Here is a 21,478-nt window from a genome sequence, read left to right on the forward strand (position 1 = left end):
AGACAGCGATTTTCTCATGGCCGGCCCGGGCCCGCAGGCGGCGTCCGATGTCAGAAGCGCCACTTCGCCCCGACCATGAAGGCCGCGGTGCCCAGGATCTGGACTTCGAGGGCGGAGCGGGGTGAGAGCTGGTAGCCCACCGCCGGGATGATCGCGGGTGAAAACCCGCCCACGTTCAGGGGCACCTTGTCCTTGTACTGGCCCACGTAGCCGTACAGGATGCCGGCCGTCACCGACACATACACCTTGGGCTGGCTGGGCAGCAGGCCGGGCCACTGCTTGCCCACGAAGGCATAGGCCGAGGGCTGGCCGAAGGAGTTGCGGAACAGGCTGATGCCGCAGCTGCGGTCGTTGGGCAGCAGGCGGCTCAGGCTGAAGGCGAACACCGGCTTGTGCTCCGGATCGTGCGACCAGTGGTGCGTGTAGGGCGAGAAAAAGCCCTCGTAGCGGGGTTCGGTCGCACCTTCGGCCACGGGGTCGTTGATGCCGGGGCACAGCGTCCAGTCGATGGCCAGGGCCGGCGAGGACAGCGCCGCCAGCAGGGCGAAGGTGGCCAGGGCGCGTGAAGGAGTGGGGCGGGCTGGGGGTGTGGGCAAGCTGAAAACCATAGGTCACAAGTATGCACGCCACCCGCGTTGCGACTGCAACAATCCGTACATCAGCCCGGGGCCTGGAGGAAATCCTCGATCAGGCCGGCCAGTGCTTCGGGCTGGTCGTGGTGCATCATGTGCCCGGCGTCGTGCACCTCGGCGCTGCGCAGCCGGGGCACAGCCTGGATGCGTTCGTGGTACTGGGCCAGGGTGAAGGCGCCTTTCCACCACAGGCTCAGGCTGTCGTCGCTGGCGGTCACCGAGAGCACGGGCGCGCTGATGCGGCGGTACAGCTCCAGCGCCTCGTCGAGCCGGTACAGGTTCGCGCCCACCACCTTGTGCGCCGCGTCGCCCAGGATCTCCCAGCCACCCTCGGCGTTCGGCGCGGCCCAGTGGCGCGCCAGCCAGTCGGCCTTGTCGCGCGGCAGGCGCGGGTTGGTCTTCATGAGGCGCTGCGCCACGCCGTCGACCGATCCGTAGGCCTTGAGGCCGTTCTCGCCCCGGTGCAGGGCCTTGACCTCGTCGATCCACTGCGCATAGCGCCCCGGCGCCTGCGCGGGCCGCGTCTCGGGCATGCCGAAGCCTTCGAGGTTGACGAGGCGGTGGATGCGCTGGGGCCGCACGCCGCTGTAGATCATGGCGACGTTGCCGCCCATGCTGTGGCCCACGAGGTCCACTGCGCGTTCGCCGGCGTAGTGGTCGAGCAGGATGTCGAGGTCGGCGAGGTAGTCGGGGAACCAGTAGTTGTCGGGCGCGGGGCCGTCCGCCTTGGAGAGGCCAAAGCCGCGCCAGTCGGGCGCGATGATCCAGCGATCGCCGCGCATCGCGTCCACCACGAACTGCCAGGAGGCGGACACGTCCATCCAGCCATGCACGAGCACCAGCGGTGCCTGCGTGGCATGGGGCTGGCCCCATTGGCGCACGTGGTAGTTCAGGTGGCGCACCGGAACGAATTCGGTGCGGGATGGTTTCCGGGCTTGGTACATTCGATCGATCATAGAGAACGAGACGGAGACCGGCCATGCGATCGAGTCAAGCCAGAGACAAGTCCCCCCAGTCCGAGAAGGACCTCTACGACCACCTGCACCGGCGCTTCGGCTGGCAGGTGCCGACGCATTTCAACATCGCCGATGTCTGCATGCGGCGCTGGGCCGAGCGGCCCGCCACCGCCTTGCGCACGGCGGTGATCGCCTGCGCGCCGGGCCGCGAGCCGCGCCACCACCGTTACGCCGAACTCATGGACCAGGCCAACCGCCTGTCCAACGCCCTGGCTGCGCTGGGCGTGCAGCGCGGCGACCGCGTGGCCATCGTGCTGCCGCAGCGCTTCGAGACCGCCGTGGCCTACATGGCGGTGCTGCAGCTGGGCGCGGTGGGCATGCCGCTGTCGCAGCTGTTCGGCCCCGATGCACTGGAATACCGGCTGCACGACAGCGAGGCCGTGGTGGCCATCTGCGACCAGCCTTCGCTGCCCGCGCTGCTGGGCGTGCGCGAGCGCTGCCCCTTGCTGCGCGCGGTGATCGGGCTCGATGGCGACGGCACGCCCGAGGGCATGCGCGCCGACCTGGACTGGACCGAGCTGCTGGCGCAGGAGCCCACGGACTTCGTGCCCGTGAACACCTATGCCGACGAGGCCGCCGTGTTGATCTACACCAGCGGCACGACCGGCAACCCCAAAGGCGCGCTGATTCCGCACCGTGCGCTGATCGGCAATCTGAGCGGTTTCGTGTGCAGCCAGAACTGGTTCGGCTTTGACCCCTTCGATGCCTCGGTGGTGTCGAAGGCGGTGTTCTGGTCACCGGCCGACTGGGCCTGGACGGGTGGACTCATGGATGCGTTGTTGCCCACGCTGTACTTCGGCCGGCCCATCGTGGGGCACAACGGCCGCTTCTCACCCGAGCTGGCGTTCGAGCTCATGCAGCGGCACGGCGTGACGCACAGCTTTCTGTTTCCCACGGCGCTGAAGGCGATGATGAAGGCGGTGCCGGTGGTGCGGCCGCGCTACCGGCTGAAGCTGCAGGCGCTGATGAGCGCCGGCGAGGCGGTGGGGGATGCGGTGTTCGGATGGTGCCGCGATCAGCTGGGGGTGACGGTGAACGAGATGTTCGGCCAGACCGAGATCAATTACATCGTGGGCAATTGCGCGCCGTTATGGCCGGCGAAGCCGGGCAGCATGGGCAAGGCTTACCCGGGGCACCGGGTGGCGGTGCTGGACGGTGAAGGCCGGGAATGCCCGGTAGGGGTGCTGGGGGATGTGGCGGTGCACCGGCGGGATGTGCATGGTCATCCCGACCCGGTGTTTTTTCTCGGCTACTGGAAGAACGAGGGTGCGACGCGCGCGAAGTACACGGGCGATCCGGCGGACAGCTGGTGCCGCACGGGCGATCTGGCGACGCGCGATGCCGACGGCTATCTCTGGTACCAGGGGCGGGCGGACGATGTGTTCAAGGCGGCGGGTTACCGCATCGGGCCGAGCGAGATCGAAAACTGCCTGGTGAAGCACGCTGCGGTGGCGAATGCGGCGGTGGTGCCCAAGCCGGATGCCGAACGCGGGGCGGTGGTGAAGGCTTTTGTGGTGCTGGCCCCGGGGTGCGCCGGGGACGATGCGCTGGTGAAGGCGCTTCAGCTGCATGTGAAGGGGATGTTGGCGCCCTACGAGTACCCCAAGGAGATCGAGTTCATCGATGCTTTGCCCATGACGACGACGGGGAAGGTGCAGCGGCGGGTTTTGCGGTTGCTGGAGGAGGAGAGGGCGCGCTCGTCTTTCTAGCGTTGCGTTGGTGCGGGGCCGCTGGTGCGGGTGGCCGTTCTCCGGCGCTGCTCGCGGGCGGCTGCCCGGGCGCTCACACATCGCTTCGTCAACACGGTTGCCTCAAGCCGCCTCTGTGGCAACCGCGAATGGGCGCCTGCGCCCGCCCACCCGCACCATCGACCCAGTGGCATGGTGGTGTTCAAGTGGTTGAATTCAAGTTTCACTTGAATGGCGTTCCATTCCCTCCCTCTCGACGGATGGTGGGGTTCGCGGGCGCAGGCGCCCATTCGCGGTTGCTACAGAGGGTGAGCGAGGGGGTGGGGTTGATGAAGTCATGGCGGCGGACCCGGGCAGACACCCGCGAGCAGCGCCGGAGAACGCGGACCCCGCCATCCGGCAGCGCGAGGTCCATGCCAGAAGGCCTTCAGGCGAGAGGCCGCCGAGACCGAGACTGATCCCGAGCCACCTCGATGAACTCCAGCACCTCCGCCCGGGGCTGGGACCCCCGCCGCCACACCAGTCCCACATCCACAGTCGGAACGGCATCGCGCAAAGTCCGCACCTCCACGTGCTCCGCATCCAGTGTCCAAGGCCGGTACAGAAAATCCGGCAGCACCGCCAGCCCGGCCCCCACCCCCACCAAAGAACGCACCGCTTCCAAAGAGGACGTGCGCAACACCGTGCGCGGCTTCAGCTGATGGCGTGCCCACACACTGCGCATCAGCAACTCGATGCGGTCCGCCTGCAACACCACCAGATCGTGCCCCGCGCACTCCGCCAAGCCCACCTCCGCCTGCGACGCCAGCGGATGGTCCGCCGCCATCCACACCCGGTTCGGTGACCGCGTCAGCGTCTCCGCCACCAAAGCCTGCGGCTCACCCAGCGCATTGCTCACCATGATCGCGATGTCCAGCTCGCCGTTGATCAACAGGTGCTCCAGAAAGGGCGGCGCATCCTCCACCACCTGCAGATCCACCCCCGGACACGTGCGCCGGAACCGCGCGAACACCTCCGACAGGTAGTACCCCGCCACCAGACTCGTCACCCCGATCGTGAGCGAACCGGCCAAGGGCGTCGCCCCCTGGTGCACACCCCGCGTGGCATCCGCCACCGCGCCGATCACCCGCCGCGCCTTCACCAGGAAACGGTGCCCCTCCGGCGTCAGCCGCATCCCCTTCGGACTGCGCTCGAACAACACCAGGCCCAGCCCGTCCTCCAGTTCCAGCACACTCTTGGTGATCGCCGACTGCGCGATGTTCAGCATGCGCGAAGCCGCGGCCACGGAATCCGATTCGGCCACCGCCAGGAAGTAGCGGAACTGCTTGAGCGTGATGTGCCGGTTCATGCGGGGGCCTGCGCACCACGCCAGGGAGGGCTGCCCTGTTGCGGTGCAAAAAAGATATGGGTAAACCCTTGCTCCCTATTTTCGAGATAGCTTACCGCAGCAATATTGAATTTTGAAAGCACGGCCGGCCTTCCTACGATGCGCTGCAGTCGGCCCGCCGGGCGGTGGGCTGCGTTTCTGAAACCGCTATCAACCCAGAGGTGATCGATCCATGAAACTCGCACAACGCCCCCTCGCCCGCACCGTCGCGGGTCTGCTGACGACGGCCCTCACCCTGGCCACCCTGGCCCCCGCCGCGCAGGCGCAGTCGGCCCTCAAGAAACTGGGCAAAGGCGAAGGCCAGGTCGACATCGTGGCCTGGGCGGGCTACATCGAACGCGGCCAGACCGACAAGAACTTCGACTGGGTCACCGACTTCGAGAAAAAGACCAGTTGCAAGGTCAACGTGAAGACCGCCGGCACCTCCGACGAAATGGTGGCGCTCATGAACGAAGGCGGCTTCGACCTCGTCACCGCCTCGGGCGACGCTTCCATGCGCCTGATCGCCGGCAAGAAGGTGCAGCCCGTCAACGTGGACCTGATCCCCAGTTACAAGACGGTGGACCCGCGCCTGCAGAAAGCGCCCTGGCACTACGTGAACAACACGCACTACGGCACGCCCTACCAGTGGGGCTGGAACGTGCTCATGTACAACACCACCGTCTTCAAGGACAAGCCGCCCACCAGCTGGAACGTGGTGTTCGAGGAAACCACACTGCCCGATGGCAAGAGCAACAAGGGCCGCGTGCAGGCCTTCGACGGCCCGATCTACATCGCCGACGCCGCGCTCTACCTGATGAAGAAGAACCCGGCCCTGGGCATCAAGGACCCCTACGAACTCACCGAGGCCCAGTACAAGGCCGCGCTCGACCTGCTGCGCGGCCAGCGCAAGCTGGTCGGCAAGTACTGGCACGACGCCTTCGTGCAGATCGACGACTTCACCAACGAAGGCGTGGTGGCCTCCAGCAGCTGGCAGTTCATGGCCAACATCCTCAAGAGCAAGAACCGCCCCGTGGCCACCGTGGTGCCCGCCGAAGGCGCCACCGGCTGGGCCGACACCACCATGCTGCACGCCGACGCCAAGCACCCCAACTGCGCCTACCTGTGGATGGAGCACTCGCTCAACACCAAGCTGCAGGGTGACCTCGCGGCCTGGTTCGGTTCGGTGCCATCGGTGCCTGCGGCCTGCAAGGGCAACAAATTGCTGGGCGACCAGGGCTGCGCCAACCAGGGCTACAACAGCTTCGACAAGATCTCGTTCTGGAAGACGCCGACGAGCAAGTGCACCACGCAGAACAACAACTGCGTGCCGTACCACAAGTGGGTCTCGGACTATATAGCCGTTCTCGGCGGCCGCTGAAGCGGCCTTCGAGACGGCACACCCCCGCGGCGCTTCGCGCCACCCCCTCAAGGGGGCGATGCCTGAGGCCCGGCAAAGCCGGTTCCTCGGCATCTCTGGATGAAGCGCCACTTCTCTCTCGCCGCCTCTTCTGAATCTATTTCATGACCGTCGCTGTCACCCTGGAAGCTGTCTCGTGCGTGTTCGGCTCCGGCGCGCAGGCCGTGCGCGCGGTCGACCGCGTGGACCTCACCATCGAAGGCGGGGAGTTCTTCACCTTGCTCGGGCCTTCGGGTTCGGGCAAGACGACCTGCCTGCGCATGATCGGCGGCTTCACGCTGCCGACCTCGGGCCGCATCCTCATCGGCGGGCAGGACGTGTCGCACCTGCCGCCGTACGCGCGGCCGGTGAACACGGTGTTCCAGGACTACGCGCTGTTCCCGCACATGAACATCCGCGACAACGTGGCCTATGGCCTCATGGTGCAGGGCGTGGACAAGCCGGCGCGGCACGCGCGCGCCGAACAGATGCTGGACCTGGTGCGGCTCTCGGGCGTGGGCGAGCGCCGCCCGGGCCAGCTCTCGGGTGGCCAGCGCCAGCGCGTGGCGCTGGCGCGCGCGCTGATCAACCAGCCGCAGGTGCTGCTGCTCGACGAGCCGCTGGGCGCGCTCGACCTCAAGCTGCGCGAGCAGATGCAGACCGAGCTGAAAGCCCTGCAGCGGCAGTTGGGCATCACCTTTCTCTTCATCACGCACGACCAGCACGAGGCGCTGTCCATGAGCGACCGCATCGGCGTGTTCAGCAACGGCCGGCTGGAGCAGGTGGGCGCGCCGCAGGCGATCTACAACCGGCCGGCCACGCGCTTCGTGGCCGAGTTCGTGGGCGCGGCCAATGTGTTCGACGGCGCGCGGGCGCGCGAGATCGCGGGCGTGGACAGCGTCATGCTGCGGCCCGAGCGCATCCGCCTGGGTGCCTCGGCGCAGGCGCGCCTGAGCGGCGCGGTGATCGACGCGCAGTACTTCGGCTCCTTCTCGCGCGTTCGGGTGGACTGGGGTGGCGAGGCCATCTCGGTGGATCTCAACCCCGAGTTGCACCCCGAACTGCCCGTGCCCGGCGACACGGTGCACCTGCACTGGCAGGCCGATGCCGTGCACCCGCTGCAGCCAGGCGCAGCGCCATGAGCCTGGCGCTGTCCGCCTCGGTACCACCGATGCCCCGCAGCGGCGCGCTGCGCCGGCTCTCGGACCTGCTCTACACCCGCCGTGGCCTGCTGATGGCCGCGCTGCTCGGGCCGCCGCTGCTGTGGTTCGGCGTGATCTACCTCGGTTCCCTGTTCGCGCTGCTGGCCAACAGCTTCTTTGCGCTCGACGAGTTCTCCGGCGTGGTGGACCGCACGCGCTTCACGCTGCAGAACTTCCGCGAGATGACCGACCCCGCCAACGTGGACGTGGTGCTGCGCACCGTGGCCATGGCGGTCAGCGTCACGCTGGCCTGCGGGCTCATCGCCTTTCCCATCGCCTACTGCATGGCACGGTATGCGCGCGGCCCGCAGAAGGCGCTGCTCTACATCGCGGTGATGCTGCCGCTGTGGTCCAGCTACCTGGTGCGGCTCTACGCCTGGAAGCTGCTGCTGGCCAAGGAGGGCGCGATCTCCTGGGTGCTGGCCGAGGTGCACATGACCTGGCTGCTCGATCTCGTGCTGTCCACACCCGGCATCGGCGGCAACTCGCTCTCGTTCTCGCGCCTGGGCACCTTCATCGTGTTCGTCTATATGTGGCTGCCCTTCATGATCCTGCCGATCCAGGCCGCCATCGAGCGCATCCCCGGCTCGCTGCTCGAAGCCTCGAGCGACCTCGGCGCGCGCAGCGGCACCACCTTCTGGAAGGTGATCTTTCCGCTCGCCATGCCGGGCATCGCGGCGGGTTCCATCTTCACCTTCTCGCTCACGCTGGGCGACTACATCATTCCGCAGGTGATCGGCGACTCCACGCTGTTCATCGGCCAGGTGGTGTACCGCCAACAGGGCGTGGCGGGCAACGTGCCGTTCGCCGCCGCGTTCTCGCTGGTGCCCATCGTGGTCATCGGCGTCTACCTGTGGATCGCCAAACGCCTGGGGGCTTTCGATGCGCTCTGACCCGTCCAAAGCCGGCTGGGGCCTGAAGGCCGCGACCTGGGCCGGCGTGCTGTTCCTGCACATCCCGCTCGCGCTCATCATCCTTTATGCCTTCAGCGCCGAGGACAAGAGCTACGTGTTCCCGCCACCCGGCCTCACCACGCAATGGTTTGCCGCGGCCTGGGCGCGCGAAGACGTGTGGGCAGCCATCGGCCTGTCGTTCCGCGTCGCCTTGATCGCCACTGCAATGGCCATGGTGCTGGGCACGCTGGCCGCAGCCGGTCTGGCGCGCACGCGCTTCTTCGGACGCGATGCGATCTCGCTGCTGCTGATCCTGCCGATCGCGCTGCCCGGCATCGTCACCGGCATCGCCCTGCGCACCGCGTACCACACCATGGAGATCCCGTTCAGCTTCTGGACCATCGTGGTCGGTCACGCCACCTTCTGCGTGGTGGTGGTCTACAACAACGCGGTCGCGCGGCTGCGGCGCACCAGCCCTTCGCTGATCGAAGCCTCGATGGACCTGGGCGCCGACAGCTTCCAGACGATTCGCTACGTGATCCTGCCGCAGCTCGGCTCGGCCCTGCTGGCCGGCGGCCTGCTGGCGTTCGCGCTGAGCTTCGACGAGGTCATCGTCACCACCTTCACCGCCGGCCAGCAGACCACGCTGCCGATCTGGATGCTGCAGGAGCTGATCCGTCCGCGCCAGCGGCCGGTCACCAACGTGGTGGCGGTGGTCATCATCGCGCTCACCTTCATTCCCATCCTGGCCGCGTACTACCTGACGCGCGCCGACGAACAACCCAACGGGCGCTGAGCCCGAACCCCTTCCACCCCGACGGAGACCACCATGGGCAAGACCCCCGATTTCCAAGTCCCGATGTCGACCGAGCTGTTCATCGATGGCCAGTTCGTGGCCGGTGAGGGCGAGCGCGAGCGCGTGCTGAACCCGGCCACGGGCGAGGTCATCGCGCAGGTGGCCGAGGCCTCGTACGAGCAGATCCACAAGGCGGTGCTGGGGGCCAGCCGCGCGTTCGACAGCTGGAGCGAGACCACGCCCATGGAGCGCTCGCGCCTGCTGCTCAAGGTGGCCGACGCGATCGAGCAGCGTGCCGAGCAGTTCGCTCGGCTGGAGTCGCTCAACTGCGGCAAGCCTTATCTGCGCGCGCTGGAGGACGAGATCCCCGCCATCGTCGATTGCTTCCGCTTCTTCGCGGGCGCGGCGCGCTGCATGACCGGCTCGGTGGCGGGCGAGTACCTGCCGGGGCACACCAGCATGATCCGGCGCGACCCGGTGGGCGTGGTCGGTTCGATCGCGCCCTGGAACTACCCGCTGATGATGGCCGCGTGGAAATGCGCGCCCGCGCTCGCGGCCGGCAACACCGTGGTGCTCAAACCCAGCGAGCAGACGCCGCTGACCACGCTGATGCTGGCGCGCGTGGTGGCCGAGATATTGCCCAAGGGCGTGTTCAACGTGGTCTGCGGCCGCGGCCCCAGCGTGGGCCAGCCGCTGGTGGAGCACCCGCTGGTGCGCATGGTTTCGCTCACCGGCGACGTGTCCACCGGCCGCAAGATCCTGCAGGCCGCCACCGGCACGCTCAAGCGCACGCACCTGGAGCTGGGCGGCAAGGCCCCGGTGCTGGTGTTCGACGACGCCGACATCGACGCCGTGGTCGAGGGCATCCGCACCTTCGGCTACTACAACGCCGGGCAGGACTGCACGGCGGCCTGCCGGCTCTACGCCGGCGCCAAGGTGTACGACCGCCTGGTGGCCGACCTCAGCAGCGCGGTCAAGACGATCCAGATGGGCACGCAGGACGAGGCGGGCGTGGAGCTGGGTCCGCTGATCACCGACCGCCAGCGCGACCGTGTGGCGAGCTTCGTGGAGCGCGCGCAGATGCTGGGCCACATGGAAATCACCGCCGGCGGCAAGATGCGCCCGGGCGGCGGCTTCTTCTACGAACCCACGGTGATCGCGGGGGCGCGGCAGGACGACGAGATCGTGCGCCGCGAGGTGTTCGGGCCGGTGGTGTCGGTGACGCGTTTCACCGACCCCGAGGAGGCCGTGACCTGGGCCAACGATTCGGAGTACGGCCTGGCTTCATCGGTGTGGACGCAGGACGTGTCGCGCGCGCTGCGCGTGGCGCGCAAGCTGCAGTACGGCTGCACCTGGATCAACACCCACTTCATGCTGGCCAACGAGATGCCGCACGGCGGCATGAAGGCCAGCGGCTACGGCAAGGACATGTCGATGTACGCGCTGGAGGACTACACCGTTGCCCGCCATGTGATGGCGAAGCTGTGAAGCACCCCCCGCCGCGCTGCGCGCGACCCCCCTGAAGGGGGGCGACACCTGGGACCGGCGGAGCCGGATCCTCGGTGTCTCTGGAGGGGACGCCTCGCTCCGGCTTGTTCTTACCTTGCTGCCGGCTCGGCGACGTAGATCTCGACGCGGCGGTTGGCGGCGCGGCCTTGGGGCGTGGCGTTGTCGGCGACCGGCTGGCGCGAGCCCTGGCCGTCGGTGGCGATGCGGCTGGCGGCGACGCCGCGTGAGACCAGGTAGTCGCGCGTGGCGTTGGCGCGGTCGAACGACAGCGGGTTGTTCACCGAGTCGCTGCCGGTGCTGTCGGTGTGGCCGACGATGGCCACGGCGGTCACCGGGTTGGCATTGAGCGTGCCGGCGAACTGGCCCAGCACGCGCTGCAGCGTGGGGCTCACGGTCGAGCGGCCGGTGGCGAAGCCGGCGTCGGCCGGCACGTCGAGCTTGAGGCGGTTGTCGGTGGTCTGGCTCACCCCGATGCCGGTGCCTGCGGTGGCGGCTTCCATCTGCTTTTTCTGTTCCTGCATCTTGTTGGACCAGACGTAGCCACCCACCGCGCCCGCACCCGCGCCAAGCACCGCGCCCGTGGCCGCGCCCTTGGAACCGCCCGTGGCGGCACCGAGCAGGGCCCCGGCGACCGCGCCGATGCCCGCGCCCTTGGCCGTGCCTTGTTGGGTTTCGCTCATGTTCGCGCAGCCGGCCAGGGCCAGTGCCGCTGCCAGGGTGGTGACCGTCAGGCCTCGGGTCATTCGGATGTTGAAGTTGCTCATGGTTTTTCTCCACTGTTTGTTGATGGGCAGCTGAAACGTGCAACGCACCCTAAACTTATACCCCTGCGGGTTTGCAACAAAACCTTCCCCCGTTCCTATTTACAAATACTTGCATGAAAAAAGTTTCACTGGGCACCAGCGCATTGAGCGTGCCCCCGATCTGCCTGGGCACCATGACGTTTGGCGAGCAGGTGGACGAGGCGACCGCGCACCGCATCCTGGACCGCGCGCTGGAGCGTGAGGTCACTTTCCTGGACGCGGCCGAGATGTACTCGGTGCCCGCGCGCGCCGAGACCAGCGGTTCGACGGAAACCATTCTGGGCAACTGGTTCGCCAAACGCCCGGGCGTGCGCGACAAGGTGGTGCTGGCCACCAAGGTGGCAGGGCCGGCGCGCGGCATGCCCTGGCTGCGCCCGGAGATGAGCAAGGCCGGCATCATCGAGGCCTGCGAAGCCAGCCTGCGCCGCCTGCAGACCGAGGTGATCGACCTCTACCAGATCCACTGGCCCGCGCGCAACGTGCCGGCCTTCGGTGCAATCTACTTCGACCCGGCCAAGGACAAGCCGGCGCCCTCGGTGCTGGAGCAGCTTGAAGCGATGGCCGAGCTGGTGAAGGCCGGCAAGGTCAAGGCCGTCGGCCTGTCCAACGAAACCCCGTACGGCGTGCACGAGTTCGTGCGCCTGGCCGAGCAGCACGGCCTGCCGCGCGTGGCCACGGTGCAGAACCCGTATTGCCTGATCAACCGCAGCTACGAGAACGGGCTCGATGAAACCTGCCACCGCCTGGACGTGTCGCTGCTGGCGTATTCGCCGCTGGGCTTCGGCCTGCTGAGCGGCAAGTACGACGAAACCGGCCTGGTGGGCAACGCCGGCCGCATGGCGATCTACGAATCGATGCGCAAGCAACGCTGGGGCCGCCCCGAGGCGCTGGACACCGCACGCCGCTACAACGCGCTGGCGCGCGAGCACGGCCTCACGCCCTCGCAGCTCGCGCTGGCCTTCTGCTACACCAACCGGCGCGTGGCCAGCACCATCATCGGTGTGACCACGCTGGCCCAGCTCGACGAGTGCCTGGACGCCTGGGACACGAAACTCTCGCCCGAACTGCTGGCTGCGATCGACGCCATCCGCTGGGAGTCGCGCGATCCCGCGCAATGAGGTGAAGGTTGGCGAAAAAATCGCATGTGAGTGAAACGCCCGCCACCGCCTGGCTCAAGGCGCACGGCGTGGTGTTCACCGAGCACCCCTACGAGTACCTGGAGCACGGCGGCGCGCAGCACAGCGCCCAGGTGCTCGGCTTCGACCCCTTCGCGGTGGTGAAGACGCTGATCATGCAGGACGAGGCGGCCAGGCCGCTGGCGGTGCTGATGCACGGCAACCGCACCGTCTCCACCAAGAACCTCGCGCGGCAGATTGGCGCCAAGTCGGTCGAGCCCTGCAAGCCCGAGGTCGCCAACCGGCACAGCGGTTATTTCGTGGGCGGCACCTCGCCGTTCGGCCTCAAGCGCGACATGCCGGTGTGGGTGGAAGCCACGGTGCTCACCCTGCCGAAGATCTGGATCAACGGCGGGCGCCGGGGTTTCCTCGTTGGCATCGATCCGGCGGTGCTCGCTGGTCCCCTGGGCGCCAAGCCGGTGAACTGCGCGCTGGCAGAATAGCCGCCCAGACACGGCTTCGCGCGCAGACGCGGTGGCCCCACGAGAACGAGGAGCTTTCTTCATGACCTACCCCTTGCTGGCCACGCTGGCCGCCTACCTGATCGGCTCGCTGTCCTTCGCCGTGCTGGTGAGCCGCCTCATGGGGCTGAACGACCCGCGCACCTACGGCAGCAAGAACCCGGGCGCCACCAACGTGCTGCGCTCGGGCAACAAGGCGGCGGCCGTCATCACCCTGCTGCTCGATGCCTTCAAGGGCTGGCTGCCCGTGGTGGCCGTGAAGTGGTGGGGTGAGCCCTACGGCCTGGGCGACGGCACGGTGGCGCTGGTCGGGCTGGCGGCCTTCCTGGGCCATCTGTACCCGGTGTTCTTCCGCTTCCAGGGTGGCAAGGGCGTGGCCACGGCGGCCGGTGTCATCCTGGCCTTCAACCCCTGGCTGGGGCTGGCCTCGCTGCTGACCTGGCTGATCATTGCGGTCTTCTTCCGCTATTCGTCGCTGGCCTCCATCGTCACGGCGGTCTTCGCGCCCGCGTACTTCCTGTTCGGCAACCGCGTGGCCTGGGACGCGCCCGGTGTCCAGGTGCTGAGCCTGGCCGTCATGGGCCTGCTGCTGATCTGGCGGCATTCGGAAAACATCAACCGCCTGCTGGCCGGGAAGGAAAGCAAGCTCGGAGCGAAGAAGAAATGAGCGATCTGCACAAGGACATCACCCGCATCGGCATGGCCGCGCGCTACAGCGAGGCCGCCGTGTTCAACGGCGTGGTCTACCTCGCGGGCATGGTGCCCGAGCGCGGCGACACCGACATCGCGGGCCAGACGCAGGACGTGCTGGAGCAGGTGCAGCAGCGCCTGCTCGAAGCGGGCAGCGACAAGTCGCGCATCCTGCGCGCGCAGATCTACCTCACCGACATCCGCGACATCGCGGCCATGAACGAGGTGTGGGACGCGTGGGTGGTGCCGGGCACCGCGCCGCCGCGCGCCACGGTGCAGGCCGCGCTGGCCAACCCGGCCTGGCGCATCGAGATCGTGGTGACGGCCGCACAAACACAGGCCTCTTGATCCAGAAACACCGCGGAACCGGCTTTGCCGGGCCGCAGGTGTTGCCCCCTTGAGGGGGTGGCGCGAAGCGCCGCGGGGGTGACGCTCTAATAGCGTTTTTCCAGCGTCAGCTGGTCGTTGTGGCGCTGCATCTGGAAGCGCGTGAGAAAGCTGTTGCCCAGCAGCACATAGGTCATGGGTTGCGGCAGCACGATGGCCGCGATGTTGTACACCTGGGCATCGCCCACGCGCACCGACTCCAGTTGCACCTGATGGCCAACGACGCGGCCATTGGCGGTGGCCACACCCACTTTGCGGCCCTTGCTGTAGTCCAGCTGGATGCGTTTGGCATCGGATTCGCTGAGGATCACCGTCGTCGCGCCAGTGTCCACCATGAACTGCACGGTGCGCCCGTTGATCTGGCCAGTGGGCATGAAGTGACCCTGGGCGTCGGCGGTGAGCACGATGCGCTGGGCGCTACCGCCATCCGGGCCCGATGAAGACCGGCCCAGGCTGACCGGCGCATCGCCCACCCGCAGGGTGAGGCGCTGGCCGTTGATGTCGAACACGGCCGCCTCGCCCTGCAGGCTCAGCAGTTTCACACCTTGCTGGATCTGGCCGGGGCTCATGAAACGCGGCGCGGCGCCATCGATGTTCACCAGCGCCTTGCCACCGGCCACACCCGACAGCGCGACTTGCTGGGACAGGGCGGGCAGCGCCAGAAGAACGCCCGCCACGAACGCGAAGCTGTTGGACCAGAGGCGCCGCGGAACCGGCTCTGCCGGGCCGCCAGCGCCGCCTCCCTGGAGGGGGGTGACGCCGAAGGCGGCGCAGGGGGTGCTCACTTAATCCCTGAAATTGTTGAAGGACAGCGGCAGGTCCTTGAGCTCGCTGCGGATCAGTGCCATGGCGGTCTGCAGGTCGTCGCGTTTGGCCCCGGTCACGCGCACCGCATCGCCCTGGATCGCGCCCTGCACCTTGAGCTTGCTGCCCTTGATGACCTGCTGGATCTTCTTGCCGTCTTCGGTGCTGATGCCGTTGCGCACCTTGACGACCTGCTTGACCTTGTCGCCGCCGGCTTTTTCGACCTTGCCGACGTCGAGGAAGCGTGCGTCCACGCCGCGTTTGGTGAGCTTGCCGCGCAGCACATCGTCGATCTGCTGCAGCTGGAACTCGGCGTCGCCGTGCAGGATGATTTCCTTCTCTTTTTCCTTGAGTTCGATGGCGGCGCCGGTCCCCTTGAAATCGAAGCGCGTGCCGATCTCGCGCGTGACCTGGTCCACCGCGTTTTTCACTTCGACGAAATCGGCTTCGAGTACGGTGTCAAAAGAAGGCATGGCTGATGAATCCTGAGGGTGGGTGAGACAATCCGGGGATGGTAGTCGAGAACAACGTGGCGCTCCAGCCATACAACAGTTTTGGCATCGTGGCGCGCGCGCTGCGGCTGGCCCGTGTGCGCGACGAAGCGGATCTGCGCGCGCTCATGGCGGGCCCCGAATGGCCTGCGCTGACACGCGACGCGCCGCCGTTCGTGCTGGGGGGCGGCAGCAACCTGGTGGTGACGGGCGACATCAGGCCGCTGGTGCTGAAAGTGGAGATTCGCGGGCGCCGGCTGGTGGAGGAAACCGCCCGGGGCTGGCTGGTGGAGGCCGGTGCGGGCGAGAACTGGCACGAGACCGTGGCCTGGACGCTGGCGCAGGGTTGGCCGGGACTGGAAAACCTCGCTCTGATCCCCGGTTGTGTGGGTGCTTCGCCCGTGCAGAACATCGGTGCCTACGGCGTGGAGCTGCAGGACCGTTTTCACGAGCTGGATGCGATCGACTTGCACACAGGGCAGAGCTTCACCCTGAACGCGGCGCAGTGCGGTTTCGGCTACCGGGACTCGGTGTTCAAGCACACGCCGGCGGGCGAGAAGGGCCTGGGCCTGGCGGGCCGTGCCCTCATCACGCGGGTGCGCTTCTGGCTGCCCAAGCCCTGGAAACCGGTGCTGGGGTATGCGGACCTGGAGCGCAAGATGGGCGAAACGGGCGTGACCCAGCCCGACGCGCAGCAAATTTTCGACTGGATCTGTGCGATCCGGCGCGCCAAGCTGCCGGACCCGGCGGTGATCGGCAACGCGGGCAGTTTCTTCAAGAACCCGACGGTGAGCGTGGAGCAGTGCGCGGACATCATCGCGCGCGACCCGAAGGTGGTGCATTACCCGATGGCCGATGGCAGCATCAAGCTGGCGGCGGGCTGGCTGATCGACGCCTGTGGCTGGAAGGGCCGGGGCGTGGGGAATGCCGGGGTCTACGAGAAGCAGGCGCTGGTGCTGGTGAACCGGGGTGGGGCGACCGGGGGGGAGGTGATGACCCTGGCGAAGGCCATCCAGACCAGTGTGTATGAGCGGTTCGGGATCTTGCTGGAGCCTGAGCCTGTGGTGGTCTGAGGTTTCGCGCCTGCCTTTTCTTCGGGTCCGACGCCGCCGGGTGGTCGGCTCCGCGAATGTCCTCCGAGTCGGCTTCGCCGCCTCTCCCCCTTTACTTCGCTGCGCCAACCACCCGGCGTCGTCGGACCTGCCCACGCGAAGGCCCGCCAACGCTGTGGCGCCTGCACCTCTTCAGATCGGGGTGACGTGGCGCTCTGCGCAGCGGGGTAAAGGAGGAGAACCGGCGAAGCCGGTTCGGGGGACACCCGCGGAGCAGAGCGCCGCGGCGCCCCGATCTGAAGAGGTCTTTGCAAGAAAGGCGGTTATTCGCCCTCGAGCTTCAGCATCTGCGAACCTTCACCGAGCGACAGAAGACCACTCTGGGCATAGATGCCCAGCTTGGCCCGCGTGTCGGTGATATCGAGATTGCGCATGGTCAGCTGGCCGATGCGATCCAGCGGCGAGAACGGCGCGTCTTCCACCTTCTCCATCGACAGCCGCTCCGGCGCGTACGTGAGGTTCGCGCTCTCGGTGTTCAGGATCGAATAGTCGTTGCCCCGGCGCAGCTCCACCGTCACCTCGCCCGTGATCGCACGCGCCACCCAGCGCTGCGCCGTCTCGCGCAACATGATGGCCTGCGGATCGAACCAGCGGCCCTGGTACAGCAAGCGGCCCAGGCGCAGACCGTTGATGCGGTACTGCTCGATCGTGTCCTCGTTGTGGATGCCGGTCACCAGGCGCTCGTAGGCAATGTGCAGCAGCGCCAGGCCCGGGGCCTCGTAGATGCCGCGGCTCTTGGCCTCGATGATGCGGTTCTCGATCTGGTCGCTCATGCCCAGGCCATGGCGCCCGCCGATCTCGTTGGCCTTCAGGATCAGGTCCACCGGGTTCGCGAACGTCTCGCCATTGAGCGCCACTGGCTGGCCCTCTTCGAAACGCACCGTCACCTCTTCGGCCTTCACGGCGCAGTCCTCGCGCCAGAACGGCACGCCCATGATCGGGTTGACGATGCGGATGCCGCTGTTGAGGTGCTCCAGGTCCTTCGCCTCGTGCGTGGCGCCGAGCATGTTGCTGTCGGTGCTGTAGGCCTTCTCGGCACTCATCTTGTAGCCGAAGCCGTTGGCCGTCATGAACGCGCTCATCTCGGCGCGGCCGCCCAGCTCGTCGATGAACAGCTGGTCCAGCCAGGGCTTGTAGATCTTCAGGCTCGGGTTGGTCAGCAGGCCGTAGCGGTAGAAGCGCTCGATGTCGTTGCCCTTGAAGGTCGAGCCGTCGCCCCAGATGTGGACGTCGTCCTCCTTCATCGCGGCCACCAGCATGGTGCCCGTGACCGCGCGGCCCAGCGGCGTGGTGTTGAAGTAGGTCACCCCGGCCGTGCTGATGTGGAAAGCGCCGCACTGCAGCGCGGCAATGCCTTCGTGCGCCAGCTGCGTGCGGCAGTCGATCAGGCGCGCCTTCTCGGCGCCGTAGGCCAGGGCCTTGCGCGGGATCTCGTCGTAGTCCGGCTCGTCGGGCTGGCCCAGGTTGGCGGTGTAGGCGTAGGGGATCGCGCCCTTCTGCTTCATCCACAGCAGCGCGGCGGAGGTGTCCAGGCCGCCGGAGAAGGCGATGCCGACTTTCTGTTGGGTGGGGAGGTTCTGAAGAATGGTGGCCATGGCGTTCGGTCTTTCGGCAGCGAGGATCGATCAGCCGAAATGGCAGATGTAGTGGTAGGGCTCGGTCACGCGGATCTGGAAGCTGCTGTTGCCCGGCACGTTGAATTTCTCGCCAGGGCCCGACTTCTTCCACTCCGTGGTGCCCGCCAGCAGGTACTCGCAGCCGCCGGCCACGCATTCCATGATCTCGGGCGCGCCGGTGTTGAAGGTGAGGGTGGCGGGCAGCACCACGCCGACCGACTTCTTCGTGCCGTCGGCGAGGGTGATGCCGTGGCTGACGCACTTGCCGTCGAAGTACACATTGGCCTGGGTGTTGACGGTCACGCCGTCGAATTGGGTGGTGCTCATGGTGTTGGAGGGGGAGGTATAGCGAAGACGAAAGGCGAAACCGCGATTTTAGGCCGCGGGCCGGGGCGCGCCGCGCCGGCTCAGAGGCGCTGCTGCCAGGCGGCGGCGTCGAAGCCCACGGTGATGGCACCGTCGCCCCACTGCACGACCGGGCGCTTGATCACGCTCGGGTTCGCCAGCGCCACGGCGCGGGCGCTCGCGCCGTCGTTCACGCCGGTGCGCGTGGCCTCGTCGAGCTGGCGCCAGGTGGTGCCCTTGCGGTTGATCACGGTCTCCCAGCCGGCGGCGGCCAGCCAGCGGTCGAGCGCGGCCTCGGGCACGCCCTGCTTCTTGAAATCGTGGAAGTGGTGCTCGACGCCGTGTTCCGCCAGCCAGGTGCGGGCCTTCTTGACGGTGTCGCAGTTGGGGATGCCGTGAACGGTGATCATGGCCCGCATTGTCCGCCATGTCCCCGCGGCCCCGGGTCCGGGACGGCGATGGGACAATCCTGCCCATGCTTGACATTCCCGTGCCCGATCACCCCACCACCCTGGCCGACTGGCTGGCCCATGCCGAACGCCTGCACCCGGTCACCATCGACATGGGGCTGGACCGCGTGCAGCGCGTGGCCCAGCGCATGGGCCTGGCGCTGGACTGCCCGGTGATCACGGTCGCCGGCACCAACGGCAAGGGCTCCACCTGCGCGATGCTGGAGGCCGTCTACACGCAGTCGGGCTACCGCACCGGTGTCTACACCTCGCCCCACCTGGTGCATTTCGAGGAGCGCTGCCGCGTCGCGGGCGAGGCGGTGGCCGCCAACGACCTGGTGCCGGCCTTCGCCGAGGTGGAGGTGGCCCGCAAGGGACAGGCCGGCGACGAGGGCGGCGAGATCAGCCTGAGCTACTTCGAAATCACCACGCTCGCCATCCTGCGCACGCTCTCGCGCAGCGGGCTGGACGTGGCGATTCTCGAGGTGGGCCTGGGCGGCCGGCTGGACGCGGTGAACATCATCGACGCCGATTGCGCGGTCATCACCAGCATCGCCCTCGACCACATGGCCCTGCTGGGCAACGACCGCGAGGCCATCGGCTTCGAGAAGGCCGGCATCATGCGCACCGGCCGCCCGGTGGTGGTGAGCGACCCGGTGCCGCCGCAGAGCATCCTGGACCGCGCGCTGGAGATCGGCGCCGAGCTCTGGCGCCTGGGCAAGGACTTCCATTTCGCGGGCGACCAGCAGCAATGGGGCTGGGCCATGCACCCCTCGCACGGCGGGCGGCGCTACGCCGGCCTGGCCTACCCGGCGCTGCGCGGCGCGAACCAGCTGGTCAACGCCTCGGGCGTGCTGGCGGCGGTGGAGGCCCTGCGCGGGCGGCTGCCGGTGACGGCGCAGGCGGTGCGCAACGGCCTGGCCCTGGTGGAGCTGCCCGGGCGCTTCCAGATCGTGCCCGGCACGCCCACCCTGGTGCTGGACGTGGCGCACAACCCGCATTCGGTGGCCGCGCTCGCCGCCAACCTCGACGCCATGGGCTTCCACCCCACCACGCACGCCGTGTTCGGCGCCATGGCCGACAAGGACCTGGGCGCCATGCTGGACCGCATCGCGCCGCTGATCGACCGCTGGCACCTCACCAACCTGCCCCTGCCGCGCGCCAGTTCGGCCGCCGCCCTGGCCGAGCAGCTGGAGGCCCATCCCCAGTGCAAGGGCCGGGTGGCGGGAAGGCACACCGACCCCATGGACGCCCTGCGGGCCGCGGTGTCCGCCGCGGACCCCGCTGATAGAATCGTGGTCTTCGGATCGTTCTACACCGTGGGTGGCGTATTGCAGGACGGCGTGCCCCGAATGTCGGCGAAACACCTGTCCGCCTAGCCTTTTATCGCCACGGTCCCCCCGATGTTCAAATCCCGTTCAGGTTCCCAGGGCAACGCCTCGACCCCCCCGCCGCAGAGCATCGAGGCCGTGCGCCGCCGCGCCCGCCATCGCCTGATCGGCGCCAGCGTGCTCGTGCTGCTGGGCGTGGTCGGCTTCCCGCTGCTGTTCGACACGCAGCCCCGCCCGATCCCCGTCGACATTCCCATCGAGATCCCGGCCAAGGGCACGCCCGCGCCGGTCGCCAAGCCCGCCGCCACCAAGCCGCCTGCCGCCGCCGCCAGCGCACCGCTGCCGGTGCGTGAGGGCCTGGGTGCCCGCGAGGAAGTGGTCGAAGCCGCCCCCAAACCGGCCCCCGCCGCTGCGGCCCCGGCGCCGGCCCCGGCGCCTGTGGCTGCAGCGCCGGTACCCGCACCTGCACCTGCCAAACCCGCCGAGGCAGACCGGGCCCGCGCGCTGCTCGAAGGCAAGCCGGCCACCGCGCCCGCCAGTGCGTCCGCCAAGCCGGCCGCCACGGCCGAGCGCCTTGTGGTGCAGGTCGGGGCGTTCTCCGAAGCGGCCGGCGCGCGCGCCGTGCGTCTGAAGCTCGAGGGCGCTGGGCTCAAGACCTATGTGCACGAGGCGCAGACACCTGATGGCAAGCGCATCCGGGTGCGCGTAGGACCGTTTGAAAACCGCGCGGACGCCGAGAAGGCTGCCGCCCGGGTCAAGGCCCTGGGGTTGCCCGCTGCCGTCCTGACGCTGTGACGTCGGGTGGGGTGACGCGCTGATGGCATTGACCGACTGGGTGCTGCTCACGGTGCTGCTGCTGTCGGTGCTGCTGGGGTTGTGGCGCGGTCTGGTGTACGAGGTGTTGTCGGTGGCAGGCTGGGTGGCGGCGTTCGTGCTGGCGCAGGCCTTCGCCGAGGAGGCCGGGGCCTGGTTGCCGATGGACGGTCTGTCGCCGCCGATGCGGGTGGCGGTCGGCTTTGTCCTGGTGTTCGTGGTGGTGGCTTTCGCCGCCGGCCTGGGGGCCTGGCTGGTGCAGAAATTGGTGGCCTCGGTCGGCCTGCGACCGGTGGACCGGGTGCTCGGAGGCGCGTTCGGCCTCTTGCGCGGCGGGGTGATCCTGCTGGCGGTGGCGCTCGTGGTGAGCATGACGCAGATGGAGGGGGCCGCGTGGTGGCGCGAGTCGGCCACCGCTTCCGTGCTGTCGGCCTCGCTGCACGAGATCAAGCCCTTGTTGCCCGAGGCCGTGGCCCGATATATCCGTTAGTTTTCCTGAG

Annotated in this window: 23 protein-coding genes; 14 read left to right on the forward strand and 9 right to left on the reverse strand. The window is 68.0% G+C overall.

The features are described from left to right. Positions 1-50: 50 nt before the first annotated feature. Positions 51-596 carry a hypothetical protein gene (locus ACODTB_RS05055; protein ID WP_291121838.1) on the reverse strand — a complete coding sequence of 182 codons (546 nt, stop codon included), beginning with the start codon at positions 594-596 and terminating at the stop codon, positions 51-53. A gap of 62 nt (positions 597-658) precedes the next feature. Then, positions 659-1,576, reverse strand: a complete 918-nt coding sequence (locus ACODTB_RS05060; protein ID WP_291121837.1) for an alpha/beta fold hydrolase — start codon at positions 1,574-1,576, stop codon at positions 659-661. Positions 1,577-1,611: 35 nt separating this feature from the next. Between ACODTB_RS05060 and ACODTB_RS05065 the strand changes: the two genes are divergently transcribed. After that, entirely contained in the window at positions 1,612-3,357 is a 1,746-nt protein-coding gene (locus ACODTB_RS05065) for an acetate--CoA ligase (RefSeq protein ID WP_488929138.1), read from the forward strand. A gap of 406 nt (positions 3,358-3,763) precedes the next feature. Here the strand turns inward: ACODTB_RS05065 and ACODTB_RS05070 are convergent, their stop codons facing one another. After that, the gene (locus ACODTB_RS05070) at positions 3,764-4,684 is read right to left on the reverse strand and encodes a LysR substrate-binding domain-containing protein (protein ID WP_291115284.1); all 921 of its coding nucleotides are present in this window, start codon (positions 4,682-4,684) and stop codon (positions 3,764-3,766) included. Between the two features lie 211 nt (positions 4,685-4,895). Between ACODTB_RS05070 and ACODTB_RS05075 the strand changes: the two genes are divergently transcribed. From ACODTB_RS05075 to ACODTB_RS05095, 5 genes are all read left to right on the forward strand, one after another. Continuing rightward, on the forward strand, positions 4,896-6,083 hold the full coding sequence (locus ACODTB_RS05075; RefSeq protein WP_291115283.1) for an ABC transporter substrate-binding protein: 1,188 nt from the start codon (positions 4,896-4,898) through the stop codon (positions 6,081-6,083). 143 nt (positions 6,084-6,226) lie between these two features. Continuing rightward, on the forward strand, positions 6,227-7,243 hold the full coding sequence (locus ACODTB_RS05080) for an ABC transporter ATP-binding protein (RefSeq protein WP_291115282.1): 1,017 nt from the start codon (positions 6,227-6,229) through the stop codon (positions 7,241-7,243). After that, entirely contained in the window at positions 7,240-8,196 is a 957-nt protein-coding gene (locus ACODTB_RS05085) for an ABC transporter permease (RefSeq protein WP_291115281.1), read from the forward strand. The genes ACODTB_RS05080 and ACODTB_RS05085 overlap by 4 nt, the downstream gene beginning before the upstream one ends. Beyond that, the gene (locus tag ACODTB_RS05090; protein WP_291115280.1) at positions 8,186-8,992 is read left to right on the forward strand and encodes an ABC transporter permease; all 807 of its coding nucleotides are present in this window, start codon (positions 8,186-8,188) and stop codon (positions 8,990-8,992) included. The genes ACODTB_RS05085 and ACODTB_RS05090 overlap by 11 nt, the downstream gene beginning before the upstream one ends. Before the next feature lie 33 nt (positions 8,993-9,025). Further along, positions 9,026-10,480 (forward strand): gamma-aminobutyraldehyde dehydrogenase, encoded by a 1,455-nt coding sequence (locus ACODTB_RS05095; RefSeq protein ID WP_488929139.1) that lies wholly within the window; start codon positions 9,026-9,028, stop codon positions 10,478-10,480. Positions 10,481-10,590: 110 nt separating this feature from the next. Here the strand turns inward: ACODTB_RS05095 and ACODTB_RS05100 are convergent, their stop codons facing one another. Then, on the reverse strand, positions 10,591-11,265 hold the full coding sequence (locus ACODTB_RS05100) for a YiaD family glycine zipper/OmpA-like lipoprotein (protein ID WP_488929140.1): 675 nt from the start codon (positions 11,263-11,265) through the stop codon (positions 10,591-10,593). Positions 11,266-11,378: 113 nt separating this feature from the next. Between ACODTB_RS05100 and ACODTB_RS05105 the strand changes: the two genes are divergently transcribed. The 4 genes from ACODTB_RS05105 (at position 11,379) to ACODTB_RS05120 (ending at position 13,978) form a co-directional block, all read left to right on the forward strand. Beyond that, on the forward strand, positions 11,379-12,422 hold the full coding sequence (locus ACODTB_RS05105; protein ID WP_488929141.1) for an aldo/keto reductase: 1,044 nt from the start codon (positions 11,379-11,381) through the stop codon (positions 12,420-12,422). Between the two features lie 8 nt (positions 12,423-12,430). Further along, the gene (locus ACODTB_RS05110) at positions 12,431-12,922 is read left to right on the forward strand and encodes an aminoacyl-tRNA deacylase (RefSeq protein ID WP_291112822.1); all 492 of its coding nucleotides are present in this window, start codon (positions 12,431-12,433) and stop codon (positions 12,920-12,922) included. 61 nt (positions 12,923-12,983) lie between these two features. Next, a complete protein-coding gene (plsY, locus tag ACODTB_RS05115; RefSeq protein WP_291112821.1) occupies positions 12,984-13,607 on the forward strand; it encodes a glycerol-3-phosphate 1-O-acyltransferase PlsY in 624 nt (207 codons plus the stop codon). Beyond that, complete coding sequence (locus ACODTB_RS05120; protein ID WP_291112820.1) at positions 13,604-13,978, forward strand: RidA family protein; 375 nt, start codon at positions 13,604-13,606, stop codon at positions 13,976-13,978. The genes plsY and ACODTB_RS05120 overlap by 4 nt, the downstream gene beginning before the upstream one ends. Before the next feature lie 86 nt (positions 13,979-14,064). Here ACODTB_RS05120 and ACODTB_RS05125 read toward each other — a convergent pair whose 3' ends face one another. Together ACODTB_RS05125 and ACODTB_RS05130 are read right to left on the reverse strand one after the other, a co-directional pair. Beyond that, positions 14,065-14,802, reverse strand: a complete 738-nt coding sequence (locus ACODTB_RS05125; RefSeq protein WP_291112819.1) for a retropepsin-like aspartic protease family protein — start codon at positions 14,800-14,802, stop codon at positions 14,065-14,067. Next, positions 14,803-15,294, reverse strand: coding sequence for a YajQ family cyclic di-GMP-binding protein (locus tag ACODTB_RS05130; RefSeq protein WP_291112818.1), 492 nt, complete (start codon positions 15,292-15,294; stop codon positions 14,803-14,805). It lies immediately after the preceding gene. 38 nt (positions 15,295-15,332) lie between these two features. On the opposite strand from ACODTB_RS05130, the gene murB reads away from it, so the two are divergent. Continuing rightward, a complete protein-coding gene (gene murB / locus ACODTB_RS05135) occupies positions 15,333-16,385 on the forward strand; it encodes a UDP-N-acetylmuramate dehydrogenase (RefSeq protein WP_291112817.1) in 1,053 nt (350 codons plus the stop codon). A gap of 302 nt (positions 16,386-16,687) precedes the next feature. Here the strand turns inward: murB and argG are convergent, their stop codons facing one another. The 3 genes from argG to ACODTB_RS05150 all read right to left on the reverse strand — a co-directional run bounded on the left by argG (position 16,688) and on the right by ACODTB_RS05150 (position 18,795). Then, complete coding sequence (argG, locus tag ACODTB_RS05140; RefSeq protein WP_291112816.1) at positions 16,688-18,019, reverse strand: argininosuccinate synthase; 1,332 nt, start codon at positions 18,017-18,019, stop codon at positions 16,688-16,690. 30 nt (positions 18,020-18,049) lie between these two features. Then, the gene (ppnP, locus tag ACODTB_RS05145) at positions 18,050-18,367 is read right to left on the reverse strand and encodes a pyrimidine/purine nucleoside phosphorylase (RefSeq protein WP_291112815.1); all 318 of its coding nucleotides are present in this window, start codon (positions 18,365-18,367) and stop codon (positions 18,050-18,052) included. Between the two features lie 80 nt (positions 18,368-18,447). Beyond that, positions 18,448-18,795, reverse strand: coding sequence for an ArsC family reductase (locus tag ACODTB_RS05150; protein ID WP_291112814.1), 348 nt, complete (start codon positions 18,793-18,795; stop codon positions 18,448-18,450). A gap of 65 nt (positions 18,796-18,860) precedes the next feature. Here ACODTB_RS05150 and folC point away from each other — a divergent pair, with 65 nt between their 5' ends. Genes folC through ACODTB_RS05165 form a run of 3 tightly spaced genes read left to right on the forward strand, consistent with a single transcriptional unit; the run spans position 18,861 to position 21,468 of the window. Further along, the gene (folC, locus tag ACODTB_RS05155) at positions 18,861-20,213 is read left to right on the forward strand and encodes a bifunctional tetrahydrofolate synthase/dihydrofolate synthase (protein WP_291112812.1); all 1,353 of its coding nucleotides are present in this window, start codon (positions 18,861-18,863) and stop codon (positions 20,211-20,213) included. Between the two features lie 24 nt (positions 20,214-20,237). Continuing rightward, positions 20,238-20,960, forward strand: coding sequence for an SPOR domain-containing protein (locus tag ACODTB_RS05160; protein ID WP_488929142.1), 723 nt, complete (start codon positions 20,238-20,240; stop codon positions 20,958-20,960). Positions 20,961-20,982: 22 nt separating this feature from the next. After that, on the forward strand, positions 20,983-21,468 hold the full coding sequence (locus ACODTB_RS05165; protein ID WP_291112808.1) for a CvpA family protein: 486 nt from the start codon (positions 20,983-20,985) through the stop codon (positions 21,466-21,468). The last annotated feature ends 10 nt before the right edge of the window (positions 21,469-21,478 follow it).

This window comes from Hydrogenophaga sp. FG152, assembly GCF_057809615.1.